Source organism: Candidatus Palauibacter polyketidifaciens, from assembly GCF_947581785.1.
GTDB lineage: Bacteria > Gemmatimonadota > Gemmatimonadetes > Palauibacterales > Palauibacteraceae > Palauibacter > Palauibacter polyketidifaciens.
Genome location: NZ_CANPVO010000014.1, coordinates 1 through 17,196 on the forward strand (window position 1 = coordinate 1; position 17,196 = coordinate 17,196).

15 protein-coding genes are annotated in these 17,196 nt (G+C 69.8%); 8 read left to right on the forward strand and 7 right to left on the reverse strand.

Features of this window, described 5'->3' with window-relative positions:
• The 3 genes from RN729_RS03025 to RN729_RS03035 form a co-directional block, all read left to right on the forward strand.
• Positions 1 to 601: ATP phosphoribosyltransferase regulatory subunit (locus RN729_RS03025; protein ID WP_310782202.1), on the forward strand; the 601-nt coding region annotated here is incomplete at its 5' end.
• Complete coding sequence (gene guaA / locus RN729_RS03030) at positions 598 to 2,133, forward strand: glutamine-hydrolyzing GMP synthase (protein ID WP_310782203.1); 1,536 nt, start codon at positions 598 to 600, stop codon at positions 2,131 to 2,133. The genes RN729_RS03025 and guaA, both read left to right, overlap by 4 nt.
• A 5-nt stretch (positions 2,134 to 2,138) precedes the next feature.
• Positions 2,139 to 2,921 (forward strand): Nif3-like dinuclear metal center hexameric protein, encoded by a 783-nt coding sequence (locus tag RN729_RS03035; protein WP_310782204.1) that lies wholly within the window; start codon positions 2,139 to 2,141, stop codon positions 2,919 to 2,921.
• Positions 2,922 to 2,957: 36 nt separating this feature from the next.
• Here RN729_RS03035 and RN729_RS03040 read toward each other — a convergent pair whose 3' ends face one another.
• Genes RN729_RS03040 through RN729_RS03060 form a run of 5 tightly spaced genes read right to left on the reverse strand, consistent with a single transcriptional unit; the run spans position 2,958 to position 7,834 of the window.
• Positions 2,958 to 3,881 (reverse strand): MlaD family protein, encoded by a 924-nt coding sequence (locus RN729_RS03040; RefSeq protein WP_310782205.1) that lies wholly within the window; start codon positions 3,879 to 3,881, stop codon positions 2,958 to 2,960.
• Positions 3,878 to 4,624, reverse strand: coding sequence for an ATP-binding cassette domain-containing protein (locus tag RN729_RS03045; RefSeq protein WP_310782206.1), 747 nt, complete (start codon positions 4,622 to 4,624; stop codon positions 3,878 to 3,880). Before RN729_RS03045 ends, RN729_RS03040 begins: the two co-directional genes overlap by 4 nt.
• Positions 4,621 to 5,406, reverse strand: coding sequence for an ABC transporter permease (locus RN729_RS03050; RefSeq protein ID WP_310782207.1), 786 nt, complete (start codon positions 5,404 to 5,406; stop codon positions 4,621 to 4,623). The genes RN729_RS03045 and RN729_RS03050 overlap by 4 nt, the downstream gene beginning before the upstream one ends.
• Complete coding sequence (locus RN729_RS03055) at positions 5,403 to 5,747, reverse strand: hypothetical protein (protein ID WP_310782208.1); 345 nt, start codon at positions 5,745 to 5,747, stop codon at positions 5,403 to 5,405. The genes RN729_RS03050 and RN729_RS03055 overlap by 4 nt, the downstream gene beginning before the upstream one ends.
• A gap of 26 nt (positions 5,748 to 5,773) precedes the next feature.
• Complete coding sequence (locus RN729_RS03060) at positions 5,774 to 7,834, reverse strand: oligopeptide transporter, OPT family (RefSeq protein WP_310782209.1); 2,061 nt, start codon at positions 7,832 to 7,834, stop codon at positions 5,774 to 5,776.
• A gap of 304 nt (positions 7,835 to 8,138) precedes the next feature.
• Between RN729_RS03060 and clpB the strand changes: the two genes are divergently transcribed.
• Positions 8,139 to 10,763: an ATP-dependent chaperone ClpB gene (gene clpB / locus RN729_RS03065; RefSeq protein ID WP_310782210.1), complete on the forward strand. Its 2,625-nt coding sequence runs from the start codon at positions 8,139 to 8,141 to the stop codon at positions 10,761 to 10,763.
• A complete protein-coding gene (locus tag RN729_RS03070) occupies positions 10,760 to 11,233 on the forward strand; it encodes a hypothetical protein (protein ID WP_310782211.1) in 474 nt (157 codons plus the stop codon). The genes clpB and RN729_RS03070 overlap by 4 nt, the downstream gene beginning before the upstream one ends.
• On the opposite strand, the gene RN729_RS03075 is transcribed toward RN729_RS03070, so the two are convergent.
• Both RN729_RS03075 and mce read right to left on the reverse strand, forming a co-directional pair.
• On the reverse strand, positions 11,166 to 11,936 hold the full coding sequence (locus RN729_RS03075; protein WP_310782212.1) for a TIGR04283 family arsenosugar biosynthesis glycosyltransferase: 771 nt from the start codon (positions 11,934 to 11,936) through the stop codon (positions 11,166 to 11,168). The genes RN729_RS03070 and RN729_RS03075 overlap by 68 nt on opposite strands.
• Positions 11,933 to 12,367, reverse strand: coding sequence for a methylmalonyl-CoA epimerase (gene mce / locus RN729_RS03080; RefSeq protein ID WP_310782213.1), 435 nt, complete (start codon positions 12,365 to 12,367; stop codon positions 11,933 to 11,935). The genes RN729_RS03075 and mce overlap by 4 nt, the downstream gene beginning before the upstream one ends.
• A 177-nt stretch (positions 12,368 to 12,544) precedes the next feature.
• On the opposite strand from mce, the gene trxA reads away from it, so the two are divergent.
• The 3 genes from trxA (at position 12,545) to RN729_RS03095 (ending at position 17,196) form a co-directional block, all read left to right on the forward strand.
• Positions 12,545 to 12,883 carry a thioredoxin gene (trxA, locus tag RN729_RS03085; RefSeq protein WP_310782214.1) on the forward strand — a complete coding sequence of 113 codons (339 nt, stop codon included), beginning with the start codon at positions 12,545 to 12,547 and terminating at the stop codon, positions 12,881 to 12,883.
• Between the two features lie 105 nt (positions 12,884 to 12,988).
• Positions 12,989 to 13,834: a 16S rRNA (cytidine(1402)-2'-O)-methyltransferase gene (rsmI, locus tag RN729_RS03090; RefSeq protein WP_310782215.1), complete on the forward strand. Its 846-nt coding sequence runs from the start codon at positions 12,989 to 12,991 to the stop codon at positions 13,832 to 13,834.
• On the forward strand, positions 13,831 to 17,196 hold the full coding sequence (locus RN729_RS03095; RefSeq protein ID WP_310782216.1) for a hypothetical protein: 3,366 nt from the start codon (positions 13,831 to 13,833) through the stop codon (positions 17,194 to 17,196). Before rsmI ends, RN729_RS03095 begins: the two co-directional genes overlap by 4 nt.

A 17,196-nucleotide genomic window follows, 5' to 3' on the forward strand; every position in this document is an offset into this window, starting at 1 on the left:
GGTCGCCGAGGCGGCCGACCGGCTGTCCACCGTGTTCGCGCATCTCGGCGCGGCGGGCTTCGCGGACTTCGTCAGCTTCGACGCGGGCCTCGTCCGCGGACTTGCCTACTACACGGGGACGGTGTTCGAGATCTGGGATCGCCGGGGCGAACTGCGCGCGATCTGCGGGGGCGGCCGCTACGATGACCTTCTGAAGGCGCTGGGAGGCGTGGATCTCCCGGCTCTCGGCTTCGGCATGGGGGACGTGGTCCTCACGGAACTGCTCCGGGACCGGGGACTCGTGCCCGAGGCGGCCCGCCGCGTGGACGACTACATCGTATGCGTGTCCGATGCAGAGCGCCCGCTCGCGCTCGGTCTGGCCCGCGCCCTGCGCGACCGGGGACGGCGCGTGCTCTACGACCTTCGGTCGCGCGGGGTCGGACGCCAGTTCAAGGCCGCCAACCAGGCGGGCGCCGGGCGCACCATCGTACTCGGGCCGCAGGAAGCGGAGCGGGGCGTCGCGGTGCTCCGGGACATGGCCTCCGGCGAGGAACGGGAAGTCGCGATCGAGACCCTGGCCGGGCCGCGCTCCGGCGAAACGGGAGGGGAGGAAGTGCGGTGAGTCGCGTTCTCATCCTCGATTTCGGATCCCAGTTCACCCAGCTCATCGCGCGGCGCATTCGGGAGGAGGGGGTGTACTGCGAGGTACACCCGCCGACGCGGAGCCCGGCGTGGGTCCGCCGCTACGATCCGGCGGCCATCGTCCTCTCCGGGGGGCCGGCGAGCGTCTACGACGAAGACGTTCCCACGGCCCAGCCCGAGACCCTCGCCATGGGCGTCCCGATTCTCGGGATCTGCTACGGAATGCAACTCGTCGCGGATCTCGTCGGGGGCGAGGTGCAACAGGCCGAGCGCCGGGAGTATGGGCGGGCCGAACTCAAGGTCCGGTCGACGGACCCCCTCTTTCACGGGTTCGACGACGACGAGCCCACTCAGGTCTGGATGAGTCACGGCGACTCCCTCCACGCGCTGCCCCCGGGCTTCGAGGTCTCCGCGACGACCGAGAACTCCATCGCCGCGATCCAGTCCGAGGAGCGACGGATCTGGGGCGTGCAGTTCCACCCGGAAGTCGCCCACACGACGCGCGGCGGCGAGATGCTGCGGAACTTCCTGTTCGAGATCGCCGGCTGCGAGATGAGCTGGAACGCCGCGAACATCATCGACCACCAGCTCACCGCGGTCCGTGAGACCGTGGGTGATGGACAGGTGATCTGCGGCCTCTCCGGCGGGGTGGACAGCTCCGTGGCCGCGGCGCTCGTGCAGCGCGCCGTGGGAGACCGGCTTACCTGCATCTTCGTCGACACGGGCATGCTGCGGAAGGGTGAACGCGATGCCGTGGAGGCGGTGTTCGGCGAGCACATGGGGATGCGGCTCGAAGTCGTCGACGCGGCCGACCTCTTCGTCGACCGGCTCGCCGGCGTCGAGGAACCCGAGGAGAAGCGGGTCATCATCGGCCACACCTTCATCGACGTGTTCGAGGAGGCGGCCGGCCGATACGGTGACGCGCGGTTCCTCGTGCAGGGAACGCTTTACCCCGACGTCATCGAGTCCGTCTCCGTGTGGGGGCCATCGGTGAAGATCAAGTCCCACCACAACGTGGGCGGCCTCCGTCCGGATCACCCGTTCGAACTCATCGAGCCGCTTCGCGAGCTCTTCAAGGACGAGGTGCGCGCCGTGGGCCGCGAACTGGGCCTTGCAGAGGAGATCGTGGGGCGCCACCCCTTCCCCGGTCCCGGCCTCGCCATCCGGATTCTCGGCGACGTGACGCGGGAAAAGCTGGATGCGCTGCGGGAGGTGGACGCGATCTATCTCGACGAGATTCGCGCGGCGGGCCTCTATGATGAGATCTGGCAGGCGTTCGCCGTTCTGCTGCCCGTGCAGTCCGTCGGCGTCATGGGGGATGCGCGCACGTACGAGAACGTCGTCGCGCTGCGCGCCGTGACCTCCCTGGACGGAATGACGGCCGACTGGTTCCAGTTTCCCCACGAGGTGCTCGGCCGGATCTCCAACCGCATCATCAACGAAGTGAAGGGGGTGAACCGGGTGACCTACGACGTGTCCTCGAAGCCCCCCGCCACGATCGAGTGGGAGTAGCCTCGGTGGCGGAATCCGGTGCCGGCAGCGGCCCGAACTGCCGGGAAGTCGCCGCCTGGCTCGACGATTTCCTGGACGTGGCCCGGATAGAGGATTATCCGTTCGCCCTCAACGGGTTGCAGGTCGACGGGCGGGGCGCCGTCGGCCGCATCGGGGCGGCGACGGACGCCTGTCAGGCCACGATCGACCTCGCGGCCGATGCCGGGTGCGGGATCCTCCTCGTGCACCACGGACTGTTCTGGGGCGGTCTGCGTCCCTTCGTCGGCCCCGCGTACGAGCGCTGCCGCCGGCTCATGGAGAGCGGGATGGGGTTGTACTCGGCGCACCTCCCGCTCGATGCCCATCCCGGGATAGGAAACAACGTCCTCCTCGCCGCGGAACTCGGTGTCGAGGATGTCGAACCGTTCGGGTCCTTCAAGGGGAATGACGGGATCGGCGTCATCGGCGCGGTCGACACCTCGCGTGGCGATCTCGCGGCTCGGGCGGAAGCTGTATGCGGACAAGCCCCGATCGTGATCGCCGGAGGTCCGGAACGCGTGTCGCGGCTCGCGATCGTCACGGGCGGTGCGGGTTCGATGATCGAGGCGGCCGCCACGGCGGGAGCCGACACCTTCCTCACCGGCGAGGGGAACCACCACACCTACCACGAGGCGATGGAACTCGGGATCAACGTGATCTACGCTGGCCACTACGGCACGGAGACGCTCGGTATCCGGGCTCTGGCGAAGCGCGCGGCGAAGCATTTCGGGGCGGAGCACGCCTTCTTCGACGTCCCCACGGGTCTCTAGTCGGGGCCTGCCGGCGCGAGACCCCGCACCGGGCGGCTAGAAGACCGAGACCTTGAGGTCCGTCAGGTAACGGTCCGGCCGTTCACGGACATCCCGCAGGAGGAGGGCGAGTTCCTCCCCCGCGGCGCGCAGCAACCGCAGCGTCTCCAGCACTTCATCGTGGACCGCGTCTTCGCGCAGGAACTTGCCGAGCGTGCCCTCCCCGCTCTCCAACCCCCGCGTGATCTCGGCAAGCGATCGGCCGGCGGCCGAGAAATCGGCGCTGGCGCCGGCGAGCCGCGACGAGAGTGTGTCGAGGTTGGCCAGCGTGCGATCGACTTCCTCGGACCCGGTCATTCCCGCGAGCCGGTTCGACAGGGTGTCCATGTTGGCGAGCAGGCTGCCGATCGACGTGCGCTCCGTCTCGAGGATTCCGGCGAGTTCCCGCATCGCGAGCGTGAAGGCCTCCGATCCGGAGGCGACGTTCTCGGCCAGACCGCCGCCGAGCAGCGATTCCATCTCTCCGATCAGCGAGCCCACGTCGTCCCCGAGCGTCGAGGCCAGCGACGTGAGGTCGGATCGGCGGTCGAGCGAGAGCGTGTCGCCTTCCGCCAGCGTCCGGGCACTGGTCCCCGGCACAAGCTCGACGAGCTGCTGGCCCAGGAAGCCATCCGGCTGGATGGTGCCCCGGGTGTCCGCCGGCAACCGGACCCGAGAAGAGAGTGTCATCGTGAGGACGACGCGCTCCGCCTCGAGCGCGACTTCGTCCACGGTGCCGACCTCCACCCCGCGCAGCAGGACGGGCGACGCGGTCGCGATCCGATTCGCGTTCTCCGCGATCCCCCAGACGCGGATGGTGGGGCCGCGAAACGGCGAGCCCGATATCCAGAACAGGCCCGCCACGATGACGGCCGCGGTCAGGATGACGAATGCGCCGACCCGGACTTCGACGCCGCGGTCGCGCAGCCCCGGATCCCTCATTCGAGACCCCGCGTGGGCGCCGCGTCGAGAAATTCGCGCACCGCCCGGTTGTCCGTCTCGCGCAATTGCTGCGGCGTACCCTCCGCCGCGACGACGCCGTCCGAAAGAAGGGCGATCCGGTCCGCCAGGAAGAAGGCCGACTCCACATCGTGCGTCACGACGATACTCGTCGCGTCGACTTCCTCGCTCACGCGCGCGATCAGGCGGTTGATCCGGGTCGCGTTGACGGGATCCAGCCCCGTCGTGGGCTCGTCGTACAGGACGTAACGGCGCTTGCCGATGATCGCGCGGGCGATGGCGACCCGCCGCTGCATGCCTCCGGAGAGTTCAGCCGGCAGGAGCGTCAGCACCTCCGGCTCGAGGTTCACGTGATCGAGCGCGGTCCGCACGAGTTCTTCGCATTTCGCGGGGCGGCCGCGGCAGAAACCCGGTGGGAGACCCATCAGCAGGTTCCCGCGCACCGTCATGGAATCGAAGAGGGCGGAGTTCTGGAACACGTAGGCGGTCTTTGTGCGAACGGCGGCCATCTCGGCCCGGTCGGCCGATGGTACCGAGATCCCATCGACAAGAATATCTCCGGAGTCGGGATCGAAGAGGCCGACGATGTGTTTGAGGAGGACGCTTTTACCCGTCCCTGACGGCCCCATGATGGCGAGGGTTTCGCCTTCCCGCACGTCGAGGTCGACGCCGCTCAGGACCGGACGTCCGCCCAGCCACTTGTGCACGCCGATGATCCTGATCACGTGAGCGTCTTGTACACGGGTCCCAGCACGGTGTCCAGGACCATGATGGAGACGATGATCGCGACCACGGCTCTCGTCGCCGTGCGGCCGACGCCCGCCGCGCCGCCGCTCGCGCGAAGCCCCACGTGGCTGGAGATGAACGTGATCGCGAATCCGTACGCGACGGCCTTCACGAGCGAGAAGATCAGCGCGCCGTGGTGATAGTACCCCTTGGCCCCATCCACGTACTCGGCCGTGCTCAGTCCGAGGATGCCGACCGATGTCACGTAGCCGCTGAAGATCCCCATCGCGTTGGCGAGCATGACGAGCGGAATCAGGATCAGGGTTCCCGCCACGACCCGCGGAACCACGAGTTCCACGACGGGATCCCGCCCCATCGTCAGAAGCGCGTCGATCTGGTTCGTCACCTTCATCGTGCCGAGTTCGGCCCCGATGGCCGCCCCGACGCGTCCCGCGAGGACCACCGCCGTCAGCACGGGCCCCAGTTCCGTGAGCATGCCGCCCACGACGCCCCCCGCGACGATCTCCCTCGGCAGTCCCGGGGAGAGCTGGTACATCGTCTGCTGGGCCATGACCGCGCCCGAGAGGGCGCCCATCAGCAGTACGAGCGGGAGGCTGTCCAGACCGATGAACTTCGCGTGCTGGACCGTCTCCAGCGCGTATCGGCGCGGATGGGCGAGCGCGCGGAGCGTCGCGACGCCGAGCAGGCCCGCCCTTCCGGCGTGGAGCGCCGCGGCGCGGGCGGAACGGCCCGGCGCGGCGAGGAGGTTCGGCGCCTTCAACGGCTCTCGGACCTCTCCGCGTCCGGCACCTCCACCTGCGATCCCGGGCGCGGAACGCCGTCAAGCACTTCCACCTCGAGTCGAATCGCCTCCCACAGCCGGTGCATGCGTCTGGGGTCGTCGCCGGACCGGGCGGTGAATTCCTCGAGCTGCTGTCCGGTCACGCCGTGCGCCTCGAGCGTCGCCGCCCGTACCGAGTCGCCCTCCGCGGTGTCCGCGTACTTCGCCCGTGCCCAGCTGAGCTTCGCCATGACCTGAACGTACGTGTCTTCGTCCAGATCGCCGCCGGACCCGCCGCAGCCGACGGCCATGAGGCCCGCGACGAGCAGGATCGACTTCACCGTGGCACCGTCTCGGCGCGGGCGCATCATTCGGAAGCGCGGAGCGAGGCGCGGTACAGCCAGAATATGAATCCGACGACGACCCCGGCGCCGATCCAGCTCCCGGCCGCATCGAACCCCTCGGGCACGATGCTCAGCACGTCCGTGCTCTGCCAGGCCGCGAAGGGGATCGCGAGGAGAATGCCGACGAGCGCCTCTCCCGTGATGAGTCCGGAAGAGAAGAGGAGGCCGCGATGGTTCGCCTGTCGGACGGCGTCCTCGTCGCCCCCGCCCCTCCGCACGGCCCGGCCCACCAGCCACGCCACGAGCCCGCCCACGAAGATCGGGACCTCGAGTTCGATGGGCAGGTAGATCCCGACCGCGACGGCGAGGACCGGCACCCGCAGGCTGGAGCCGCGTGCCTTGAGGACCTGGTCCAGGGCGATCACGGACGCGGCGATGAGCGCCCCGATCCCGATCATCCCCCACGGGAGATTGCGGGAAAAGACGCCGTCGGCGACGGAAGCCATCAGGGTCGCCTGCGGCGCCTGCAGCATCTCGTCCGGGTCCATCCCCTCTCGCGGCAGGATGCCGCCGAGCCCGTAGGCCTCGAACAGGAGGCCGAGGATCGGCGCGATGACGAGCGCGGCCGCCGTGACGCCGACGAGCTGCATGACCTGCTGCTGCCGCGGCGTCGCACCGACGATCCGGCCCGCCTTCAGGTCCTGCATGTTGTCCCCCGCGATCGCGGCGGCGCAGGCGACGACGGCCCCCACGAGGATGGCCGTCGCCGCCGCCGAGAGCGCCTGAGGCGCCGAAACGGTGAAGTCGACCTGCAATCCCAGCAGGAGATAGAGGATGAGGGAGATCGTGAGGATCGTCGCGATCGTCACGCCCGAGATCGGATTGTTCGAGGAGCCCACGAGACCCGCCATGTAGCCCGCGACGGAGGCGAAGAGGAACCCCGCCAGGAGGGCGAAGACCGTCCCCAGCGCCAGCACGAGCCAGTAGAGTCCGGGCGTGATGGAGAGCGCGCCGCGGTCGATGACGAGCACGAACACCGCGAGAATCGGCACCGCGAGCGCGACGGTTCCGACCCCGACGATGTTGATCGGCATGTCGCGTTCGGTGCGGAGGATCTCCGGGCCGCCCTCCGTCGCGCGGGCCGCCCGCAGCGCCTCGATGGAGGACCGCACGCCGTCTCTCACGTGGCCGAGGAGCGAGACGAGGGCCCACACGCCTCCCACGACCATGGCGCCCACGCCCATGAAGCGAATCTGCGCGCTCCAGATCGCGGCGGCCGCGTCGTAGCCGGTCGCGCCTCCCGTGATCCCGGCCACGACCTGCGGGTCGGTGATCGCCATGTAGATGGGGATCCCCGCGAGCCAGGAGATCGCGCCACCCGCGAGCACGAGGCTGCCGACGCGGGGTCCGACGATGTATCCGACGCCGAGCAGGGCAGGGGAGAGGTCGCTCCCGATCCCGAACACGGAACGGCCGAACGTGACGCCGTGCTCTATGGAGGAACCCGCGACCTTGAGGCCCGTCTGCGAGAACTTCAACAGGGCGGCCGTCACGCCGCCGAGCGCGATCAGCCTCGCGCCGGAGCCGCCGCTGGCTCCGGCCTTCAGCACCTCCGCCGTCGCAACGCCCTCGGGGAACCGCAGGTCCGCTTCGACGATGAGCGCTCGCCTGAGCGGTATGGTGAAGAGAACGCCGAGAATGCCGCCGCAGAACGCGATCCCCATCGTTGGCAGGAACGGAAACCCGGCCCAGTGGCGGAGGAGGATGAGAGCGGGGAGGGTGAAGATCACGCCGGCCGCCAGCGACTCGCCCGCGGAGGCGGCCGTCTGAACGATGTTGTTCTCGAGGATATTGTGCTCGCGGAACATCCTGAGGATCGCCATCGAGATCACGGCAGCCGGGATCGAGGCGGACACGGTGAGGCCCACCTTGAGGCCCAGGTAGGCGTTCGCTCCCGACAGGACGGCGGAGAGGAGGATGCCGAGGACGATCGCCTTGCCGGTGATCTCGGGCAGGGACTGCGAGGCGGGAATATAGGGCTTGTGCGCGCGCGATTCCGAGCCGCCGGCTGTTGGGTCCGACATGGGCATCCCTCCAGATTATCCTGAGGCCGACACGGGAGACGATCGAATCCTCATGGGGCGGGGTCGACCGATGGGACGCTAGTCGCGGGTCCGGCAGGGGTCAACACGGAGCCCCTGCCGAAGTGGCACCACGTGGGGTCCCCGCCGGCCCCGGTCCCCGCCTCATCGGCGGATGTCCCGCCGTTCCGGCGGATCGGGGCCTCGATCCCGGCGCCTGACGGGGCACGGGGATTGCTCATGAAACGGGGAGGCCGCAACGCGATGGCGGCGGTTCGACGCAAGACTCCAGGGCTGCGAATAGAAGATGATCCCGAACGACAGACTCACGCTCAAGGCCCGCGAGGCGCTGAGCGATGCGCTGCTCGCGGCGCGCCGGTCGGACAACCCGGCGGTCGAGGACGTGCACCTCCTCGCGGCGCTGCTCGCGCAGGACGGTGGCGTCATCGTGCCGGTCCTGCAGACGGTGGGTATCGATCTCCCCGACCTGCAGACACGCCTGGAACGGGCCATTGGCCGCCTGCCGAAGCAGAGCGGAGCGGCTCCGTCCCCCAGTCGCGAACTCGACCGCGTCCTCGACGCGGCGGATGCGCTCGCGGGGGAGATGGGCGACTCCTATGTGACGACCGAGCACCTCCTCCTGGCCCTTGCCGGGGAACAGGCTTCCACGACGGGCCCGCTGCTCCGGAACGCGGGAGCGGGTCCGGAAGCGGCGCGCCGGGCGGTGGAGGAAGTCCGGGGACCGCATCGCGTGACGGATCAGGACCCGGAAGGGAAGTATCGCGCCCTCGAGCGGTACGGCGTCGATCTCACGGCCGAGGCCCGTGCCGGGAAGCTCGACCCGGTCATCGGCCGGGACGCCGAGATCCGCCGCGTCATGCAGGTACTCTCGCGGCGGAGGAAGAACAATCCCGTCCTCATCGGCGAGCCCGGCGTGGGCAAGACGGCGATCGCGGAAGGGCTCGCGCAGCGGATCGTCGCGGGAGACATCCCGGAATCGCTGCGGAACAAGCAACTCGTGCAGTTGGACATCGGTTCGATGCTGGCGGGGGCCAAGTACCGGGGCGAGTTCGAGGAACGCCTGAAGGCGACGCTGAAGGAGATCACGGAATCCGGCGGCCGTTACGTCATCTTCCTCGACGAACTCCACACCGTGGTGGGAGCGGGGGCGGCCGAGGGCGCCGTGGATGCGGGGAACATGCTCAAGCCCGCCCTGGCCCGGGGCCAGCTCCGCATGGTAGGCGCGACGACGCTCGACGAGTACCGGTTGCATATCGAGAAGGACCCGGCTCTGGAGCGGCGGTTCCAGCCGGTTCTCGTCGGCGAACCCGGCGTGGACGAGACCCTGGCCATCCTGCGCGGACTCAAGGAACGCTACGAGGTGCACCACGGTGTGCGGATCACGGACCCGGCACTCGTGAGCGCCGTGCGCCTGTCCGACCGCTACATCGGCGACCGGTTCCTGCCCGACAAGGCGATCGACCTCGTGGACGAGGCGGCGTCCCGGCTCCGCATCGAGATCGACTCCATGCCGGAGGAGATCGATGAACTGGATCGCAGGGTCACGCAACTCGAGATCGAGCGCGAGGCGCTGCGCGACGAGGAAGACGCACGGAGCCGGGGACGGCTTTCGGAGCTGCAGGGCGAACTCGCCTCGGCGCGCGAGTCGCTCGCGGGATTGAACGCCCGCTGGATCCGCGAGAAGGACACGATCCAGACGGTCCAGCGCTTCAAGCGTGAGATCGAGGAGCTCGGCGTGGAGGCGCAGCAGGCGCAGCGGCGCGTGGACCACCAGCGCGCGGCCGAGATCCTCCACGGAGAGTTGCCGAAGCGGCGGGCCGAACTCCTCGCCGCGGAAGCGAAGCTGAAGGAGATCCAGGACGAGGGCTCCTTTCTGAACGAGGAAGTCGGACCCGGCGAGATCGCCGAGGTCGTGGCGAACTGGACCGGGATTCCGGTCGCGAGGATGCTCGAAGACGAGAAGGACCGGCTCGCGACGCTCGAGGAACACCTGCACCGGCGCGTGGTGAACCAGTCGCACGCGATCACGGCCGTGTCGGATGCGGTGCGCCGGAGTCGTGCCGGACTCCAGGACCCGAACCGTCCGATCGGGAGTTTCATGTTCCTCGGCCCCACCGGCGTCGGGAAGACGGAGACGGCGAGGGCGCTCGCGGAGTTCCTCTTCGACGAGGAGTCCGCCATGGTCCGGATCGACATGTCCGAGTACATGGAACGGCACGCCGTGGCACGTCTCATCGGGGCGCCGCCCGGGTATGTCGGCTATGAGGAGGGCGGGCAACTCACCGAGGCCGTGCGACGGCGTCCCTACACGGTGGTGCTCTTCGATGAGATCGAGAAGGCGCACCCGGACGTCTTCAACGTCCTCCTCCAGATCCTGGATGACGGGAGGTTGACGGATGGCCGCGGGCGCACGGTGGACTTTCGCAACGCCGTGCTCATCATGACGAGCAACATCGGGAGTTCAAGGATCCTCGCCCGCTCCGAGGCCGGCGAGTCGTGGGCCGGGACGGAGGCGGAGGTCGAGAATGCCCTGCGCGGCCGCTTCAAGCCGGAGTTCCTCAACCGCGTGGATGAGATCCTCGTCTTCCGGCCGCTCAGCCGGGAGCACCTCGAGTCGATCGTCGGGATCCAGGTGAACCGGGTCGCCGGGATGTTGGCGGAACGGGACATACGGATCGAGGTCAGCGGACCCGCCAGGCGGCGAATCGCGGATGTCGGATACGACCCCGCGTTCGGGGCGCGCCCGCTCAAGCGCGCGATCCAGCGGCTCATCGCGAACCCGCTCGCCATGGCCTTTCTGGAGGGACGCTTCCGGGAGGGCGACGCGCTGCGCGTGGAGGTCGACGAAGACGGCGAAGGGCTGCGCTTCGTGCCATCGGAGACACCCGATTCACCGGAGGAGGAGGAATGACGGCGAGTCTGCGGGAGGGCCCCGCGATCCGCGTCGCGGTCCTGATCATGGCCGTGGCGGGCTTCGCGCTCGCCGGCTGCGCGTCGCACGGAGGCGCCGGGGCGGAGTACGGCACGGAGCTGTACGGAGCGGAGTCCGCGGAGGCTGCCATCGGGCGGTTTCTCGATGCCGCAAGGCTGCGCGACTACTCGGCCATGGCGCGGCTGTTCGGAACGGACGAGGGCCCGGCGGAACGTCGATGGGGGAGGGACGAGACGGAACAACGAATGTTCGTGCTCGCGAGCCTGCTCGAGCCGCGCGCCTGGGAACTCCGCCCGAATCCTGTCGCAGGGGCCGGCGGCGCCTCGCGCTGGATGGTGGATCTGACAGGGCTGCGAAACGGGGCTGTGAGCGTCCCGTTCCTCATCGTTTCGGATGGGAACCGCTGGTTCGTGGAGCGGATCGGGACGGAGAGACTCGGGGCTCCGTGACCTCGGAAGGCCGTTCGTGGTAGCGGCTGAGTCGCCGCGGATCCGCGCCTGCGAGGAAGGCCGCGCGCAACGTCCAGTGCTTGAGGACCGTGCGCAGGAAGCCGGCTTCCCAGCGCCGACTCGAGGTGGACGCCGCGAGGGGGAGGAGGCGAAAGCGGGTGACCCGCCGAACGGCCCGGACGAAGGCCACATCTTCGAAGAGCGGGAGGTCCCCGAAGCCGTCGCACGCTTCGTAGGCGTCGCGCGTGGCGAAGAGGGCCTGATCGCCCGTGGCGGTGCGGAGTCGGCGAGTGCGCCAGTTCACGCCCCATTCGAGCAGGCGATAGCGCCACCGTCGCGCGCGCGTTTGGCGCGATTGCGATTGGATGGCGAAGCGGAAACAGCCGGCTTCCGCGCCCGCGCGGACCGCGGCGCGGATGGCCGTCGCGCCGCCCTCGGGAAGCCACGTGTCGGCATGCACGAAGACGAGAATGTCGCCGGTCGCGGTCCGTGCCCCGGCGGCGAGCTGGGCGCCCCGGTTCCGGCGGGTCGACATGACCCGGCCATGGGCGGCCGCGATCTCCGTCGTACGATCCCGGCTGCCCCCGTCGACCACGATGACTTCCGCCTCGGGGCCGAGAGCGGACTTTGCGCGCCGGAGCGTCTCGTCGAGCCGCGCTTCCTCATCGAGCGTCGGCACGATGACGGAAAACTCCTGCGTCACCCGCCCTCGGGATCCTCCCGCATCTCCAGGAGAACGCCCTTCAGCGAACGCGGATGCAGAAATGCGATGCGGGCGCCGCCGGCGCCGACGCGGATCCGGGGCGGGATGGTTTCCGCACCCGCCGCTTCGGCGTCCGCAAGGGCCACCTCGAGATCGTCGACGCAGACGCAGACGTGGTGGATGCCGGGGCCGCGCCGGTCGAGGAAGCGGGCGATGGGTGACTCCGGGGTCAGGGGAGCGAGCAACTCGATCCGCCCGGCGCCCTCGCCGAAGAAGGTGGCCCGAATGCCCTCCGATGGGACGGTCTCCTCCCCGGACGGCGGCTGGCCCAGGACGGCGGACCACCGCGGCACGGCTTCCTGAAGCGAGTTGACCGCGATTCCCACGTGGTCGATAATGGGCGCGCCCGGAGTACGGTTGCCTTGGTTCACTGCGGCCGGAGACCCCTTGTAGTTCCTGAACGATGGAGAACGCGAGCGGGGCGCCGGGGTACGACACCTCACCTGTGCCCGCGCGCGGGAACGTATTCCGGACCCGGTACCGGAGCCAGTGAAGAAGCGATTTCTCCCGGTCGGGTGATCGGGGTGGCAGAGGAACAGGAGATTCGAATGGCTGACGCTGCGAACGGAGGGCCCGTCGAGATCACGGATGCGAATTTCGCCGACGAGATCGAGGGTGCCGAGGGTCTGGCAATGGTCGATTTTTGGGCGGAGTGGTGCGGCCCGTGCCGGCTCGTCGGGCCGATCGTCGACGAACTCGCGCAGGAGTACGCGGGTCGCGTCACGGTCGGGAAACTCGATGTGGATGCGAACCCGCAGACCGCATTCCGCTTCAACGTGCGCTCGATCCCGAGCATCCTCTTCTTCAGGGATGGCGAGGTCGTTGACACCCTCGTGGGGGCGCACCCCAGGGATTCTCTCGAGAAGAAGATCCGCGAGCACGCCTGAGGAGCGGCGCCGCTACGGTCCACCCTCGCATCGCGCCCCCCGGTCCTGATGGCTCCGGGGGGCGCGGGCGCATCGGGCGGCGAACGGGAAACGAGGACGCGTGTCGTGACGGGAACGCTCTACGTGGTCGGCACGCCGATCGGCAATCTGGACGACATGCCGCGGCGTGCAGTCGGGATTCTGCGTTCGGTCGATGTGTGTTACGCGGAAGACACGCGGCGCTCGGGTACGCTGCTCGCGCGGCTGAAGGCCAACGTCCCGTTGCGGTCGCTGCACATGCACAACGAGCGCGCACGGGTGGAGGAGTTGCTCGCGGCCCTCGCCGGGGGAGGCTCCGCGGCCCTGGTGTCCGACGCGGGAACGCCGACCGTGTCCGACCCCGGCTCGCGGGCGGTCGCCGCCGCCCGCGAGGCGGGGCACGAGGTGCTTGCCGTACCCGGTCCTTCCGCCGTGCTGGCGGCGCTCTCCGTGTCCGGATTTCCGGCGGACCGGTTTCATTTTCTCGGATTCGTGCCACGGCGGGGCCGCGAACGCTCCGCCTGGATCGACAGCCTCCGGTCATGCGTGGACACCGCCGTCGCGTTCGAGGCGCCGGGGCGGCTGGTCGCGCTCCTCGAAGAATTGGCGGAAGCGGGTCTGGGTGAGCGAGCGGCCGTCGTCTGTCGGGAGCTGACGAAGCTGCACGAGGAGACGACGGCCGGATCCGTGCGCGAGTTGGTGTCGGCATTCGCGACGCGCGAGGTCAGGGGCGAGGTGACGCTCGTGTTCGGGGAAGGCGAGGCAGGCAACGAAGCGCTCGATCTGGCGGTCCTGATGGAAGAGGCGCGACATTGGTCGCGCGATGGCCTGCGGCGGCGCGAGATCGCCGACCGCCTGGCTGCGGAGTTCGGTCTGAGCCGGAACGAGGCCTACCGCGTGAGCTTGCAGGTTCAAGAGGCGCCCTCGGAATGAGTGACGGATTCGGCTTCGAACGGCTGACCGCCGCCTGCGCAGCGGCCCGGGCGCGCGTCGCCGGGACGGCGGCGGCTTCAGCCGTCACGCTGGGTGGAGCGCTGATCCTCGTCCTTTCCCTGCTTCCGGTCTCCGCTCGGGAAGGCCGTGGCTCGCTCGTTCCGCTCGCCCTCGCCTTCGTGCTGTGGGCCGGCCTCGCCGGGCTGGTGTGGATCGCCCGCCGCGTCTGGCACGCCCTGCATCCGCATGCGGTGGCGGAGGAGGCGGACGCTGCAGCGGGTCTGGGGGCCGGCGATGTGCGCTCCGCGATCGAACTGGAAGGGGCGGAGGCGGCGGCGGGAGCCGGATTGGCCGCCCTCCACCGCACGCGGGTTTCCGAGGCGCTGGGGAGCGCTGCGTCGCGCGGCCTCCTGCCGGTCACCGGACCGGGATGGAAGCGGCGGATTCGCCGTTCGGGCGTCGCCGTGGCGCTCATGCTTCTCGCGATCTCAATCGCCGCGCTGCTGCGGCCGCAGCCGACGTTCTCGGCCGCCGCGGCGCTGGGCGCGCCGTGGCGCACCGCTTTCCCGGCGCCGCTTCCCCCCCTCGGCGTGACCGGCGAGACCGGCGTGCCGCGCGGAGATGCGGCGGTGGTAGCCGTCTCGGCCGCGGGCCGCGACCGGGTCGACCTGGTGTGGCGCGCGGCGGGCCGGGCGCCCGAACGGGTCCTCCTCGATGTGTCGGCGGCCGGTTCGGCCCAAGGCCGCACCGCCCCGATCATCTCTCCCACCGCCGTGTGGGCCGAAGACGCGGAGGGCTTTTCGAGCGACACCCTGCGCGTCCGTCCCCTCGAGCCCCTCCTTGTCCAGGATCTCCAGCTCACCGTCGAGTTCCCGGCCTATCTCGGGCGCGGGTCGGAGCGCTACCGTGGCCGGATTCCGCCGCTCGTGGCACCGGAAGGCACGCGGCTGCGGTTGAGCGGGGAGACGAACCTCCCGCTCGATGAGGGAGTCCTCGCATGGGAGCCCGGCGACGGTGAAACCGCCGAGGCGGCGGCCCGCATCCCGCTCGAGATCGCGGGTTCGCAGTTCGCCGTTTCGTGGGTGCCCGAGCGAACGGGCGCCTGGGCGTGGGAACTGCGGGCCGAGTCGTCGCTTGGCGAGCCCATTCCCCCAGACCCGATCCGGGTGCTCGTCGTCCCCGATCTTCAGCCGCGCATCCACCTCCTCTATCCCGCACCGGATACGACCCTGGGCTACGAACGGGTGATGCCGATCATCGTCGACATCGAGGACGACATCGGCCTCCGCCGCGCCTTTGTTCGCAGCTGGCGCTCGGGGCTGGGCAGCGAGAACGCGGAGCGGCGGGAGGCGCTTTCCCCCGACCCCGCCGGGGCGGCGCGGGCCGTCTTCCGGCATCTGCTCGACCGCAGCGCGGAGTCCTTCCTCCCCGGGGATACGCTGTTCTACCGTTTCGAGGCCTTTGACGGGCATCCGGCCAGAGGGCCCGCGCTTTCCGACGTTTTTCTGCTTCGCGTTCCGACGTTCACGGAGATTCGGGATCAGCGCGCGGATCAGACCGAGGCCTTGTCCGAAGCGGCGCAGGCCCTGGAGGAGAATCTGGAGGCGCTGGCCGAGGCGGCGGCCGACGCCGCCCGGCAGACGGATGCCGAGGGGGACGACAGCGAGGACGTCCGGTTCGAGGCCACGGAAGAGGCGCGGAGCGTGCTCGATGAAGCGCAGCGGTCGGAGGAGGAGCTCGAGGGGGTCGAGGAGCAGATCCAGGCGCTTCAGGAGGAACTCGAAGCCTCGCCGCTCTCCGACCCGGCGCTGCAGGAGCAGTTGCGGCGCCTGGCCGAACGTTACGAGGAACTGACCGAGAGCGGACTCGAGGAGCAGATCGAGGCGCTCGCGGAAGCGTTGCGGGAGCTGGATCCGGAAGCGGTTCGGGAAGCGCTCGAACAGCTTGCCGGGGACTACGAAGACCTGCGGGAGCAGGTCGACCAGACGCTCGGCATGCTCGAGCAGGCCGCGCTCGAACAGGCGATGAAGTCGGCACAGGCCAACGCGGACGAGCTGGCGCAGGAGCAGAGGGAGGTTGCCGGGGAGACGGATCCCGAGACGTTCCAGGACGGTCAGGAGTTGCTCGTCGAACAGGCCGAAGCGTTGGCGGAGCGCTTGGCGGAGCTGGAGGCCGAACTTGCGGCGGCGGACCGGGAAGCGGCCGCGGATTCGGCCCGGGCCGCCGGTGAGCGCACGCAGGAGGCCCTTGGGAAGATGGCCGACGCGCAGAACGGAGCCGAGCAGCCCCCATCGGGGGCGCCGGGCGAGGTCGGCGAAACGGAGCGGCAGGCGGCGGAGGAGGCTGCGGCGGCACTCGAACAGGCGGCGGGTGCCCTCGGCTCGGCGCAGCGGGAGATGAGTGGGGAGCAGGGAGAGGCCGCCGTCGAGTCGCTGGCTCGCGCGCGCAGCGAGGCGCTCGCGCTGTCGGAAGAGGAGGGCCGCCTTTCGGAGGCGACGCGCGGCGAGAATGCGGCGGATCCGACATCTTGGCGTGCGCGGCAGGGCGCCGTGCGTCAGGGGTTGGAGAATCTGGTCGAGAGGCTCTCGGAGGCCGGGAACGAGGCCGCCATGCTGGACCAGCGGACGGGGGCTGCGGCGGGCGAGGCGGCGGCCCGCATGGATCAGCTGCTGGACCGGCTCGCAGGCGATGGTGCGCGGCGTCTCCCGTCCCGGGCGGAGGTCGAGGGCATCCAGGAGTCGCTGAACTCGCTGGCCCGACACCTGTTGGCGAGCGAGGAGGCAGCGCGAGCGGCCGGGCAGGAGGCCGCCGGCCAGGACGCGGCGGATCAGATGAACCAGCTCGCGCAGCAGCAGCAGGCCGTGACGCAGGAGACGAGTTCGCTTCTAATGCCCGGCCCGCGGCCGTCCGGGGAGGAGCGGCGGCGCGAGGAGATCGCGCGGCGGCAGGAGGAGGTCGCCGAAGAGCTCGGAGAACTGGAAGACCCGGAGGGCGATCTCCTGGGACGTCCAGAGGAGCTGGCGGAGGAGGCGGCTGAACTGGCACAGCAGCTCGAGTTGGAAGGACCCACGCAGGAGACGCTTGAACGACAGCGGCAACTCTTCCGGCGCATGCTCGACGCCGGGCGCTCGCTGGAGGATGAGGATCTCGACCCCAACGAACGGGAGTCGCGCGAAGCCACGGCCCCGCCGGGGGCTCCACCGCCCATCGATCCGGAGTTGCTGCGGGGACGCCGCTACCCGACGCCCTCGGAGGCCCTGCTCCGGGAGCTGCCGCTCTTCTATCGATCGCTGATCTTCGAGTACTTCGACCGGCTGAACCGGGTCCCCCCGGCAGGCGCCGAGGCCCGGCGGGAGCCCTGA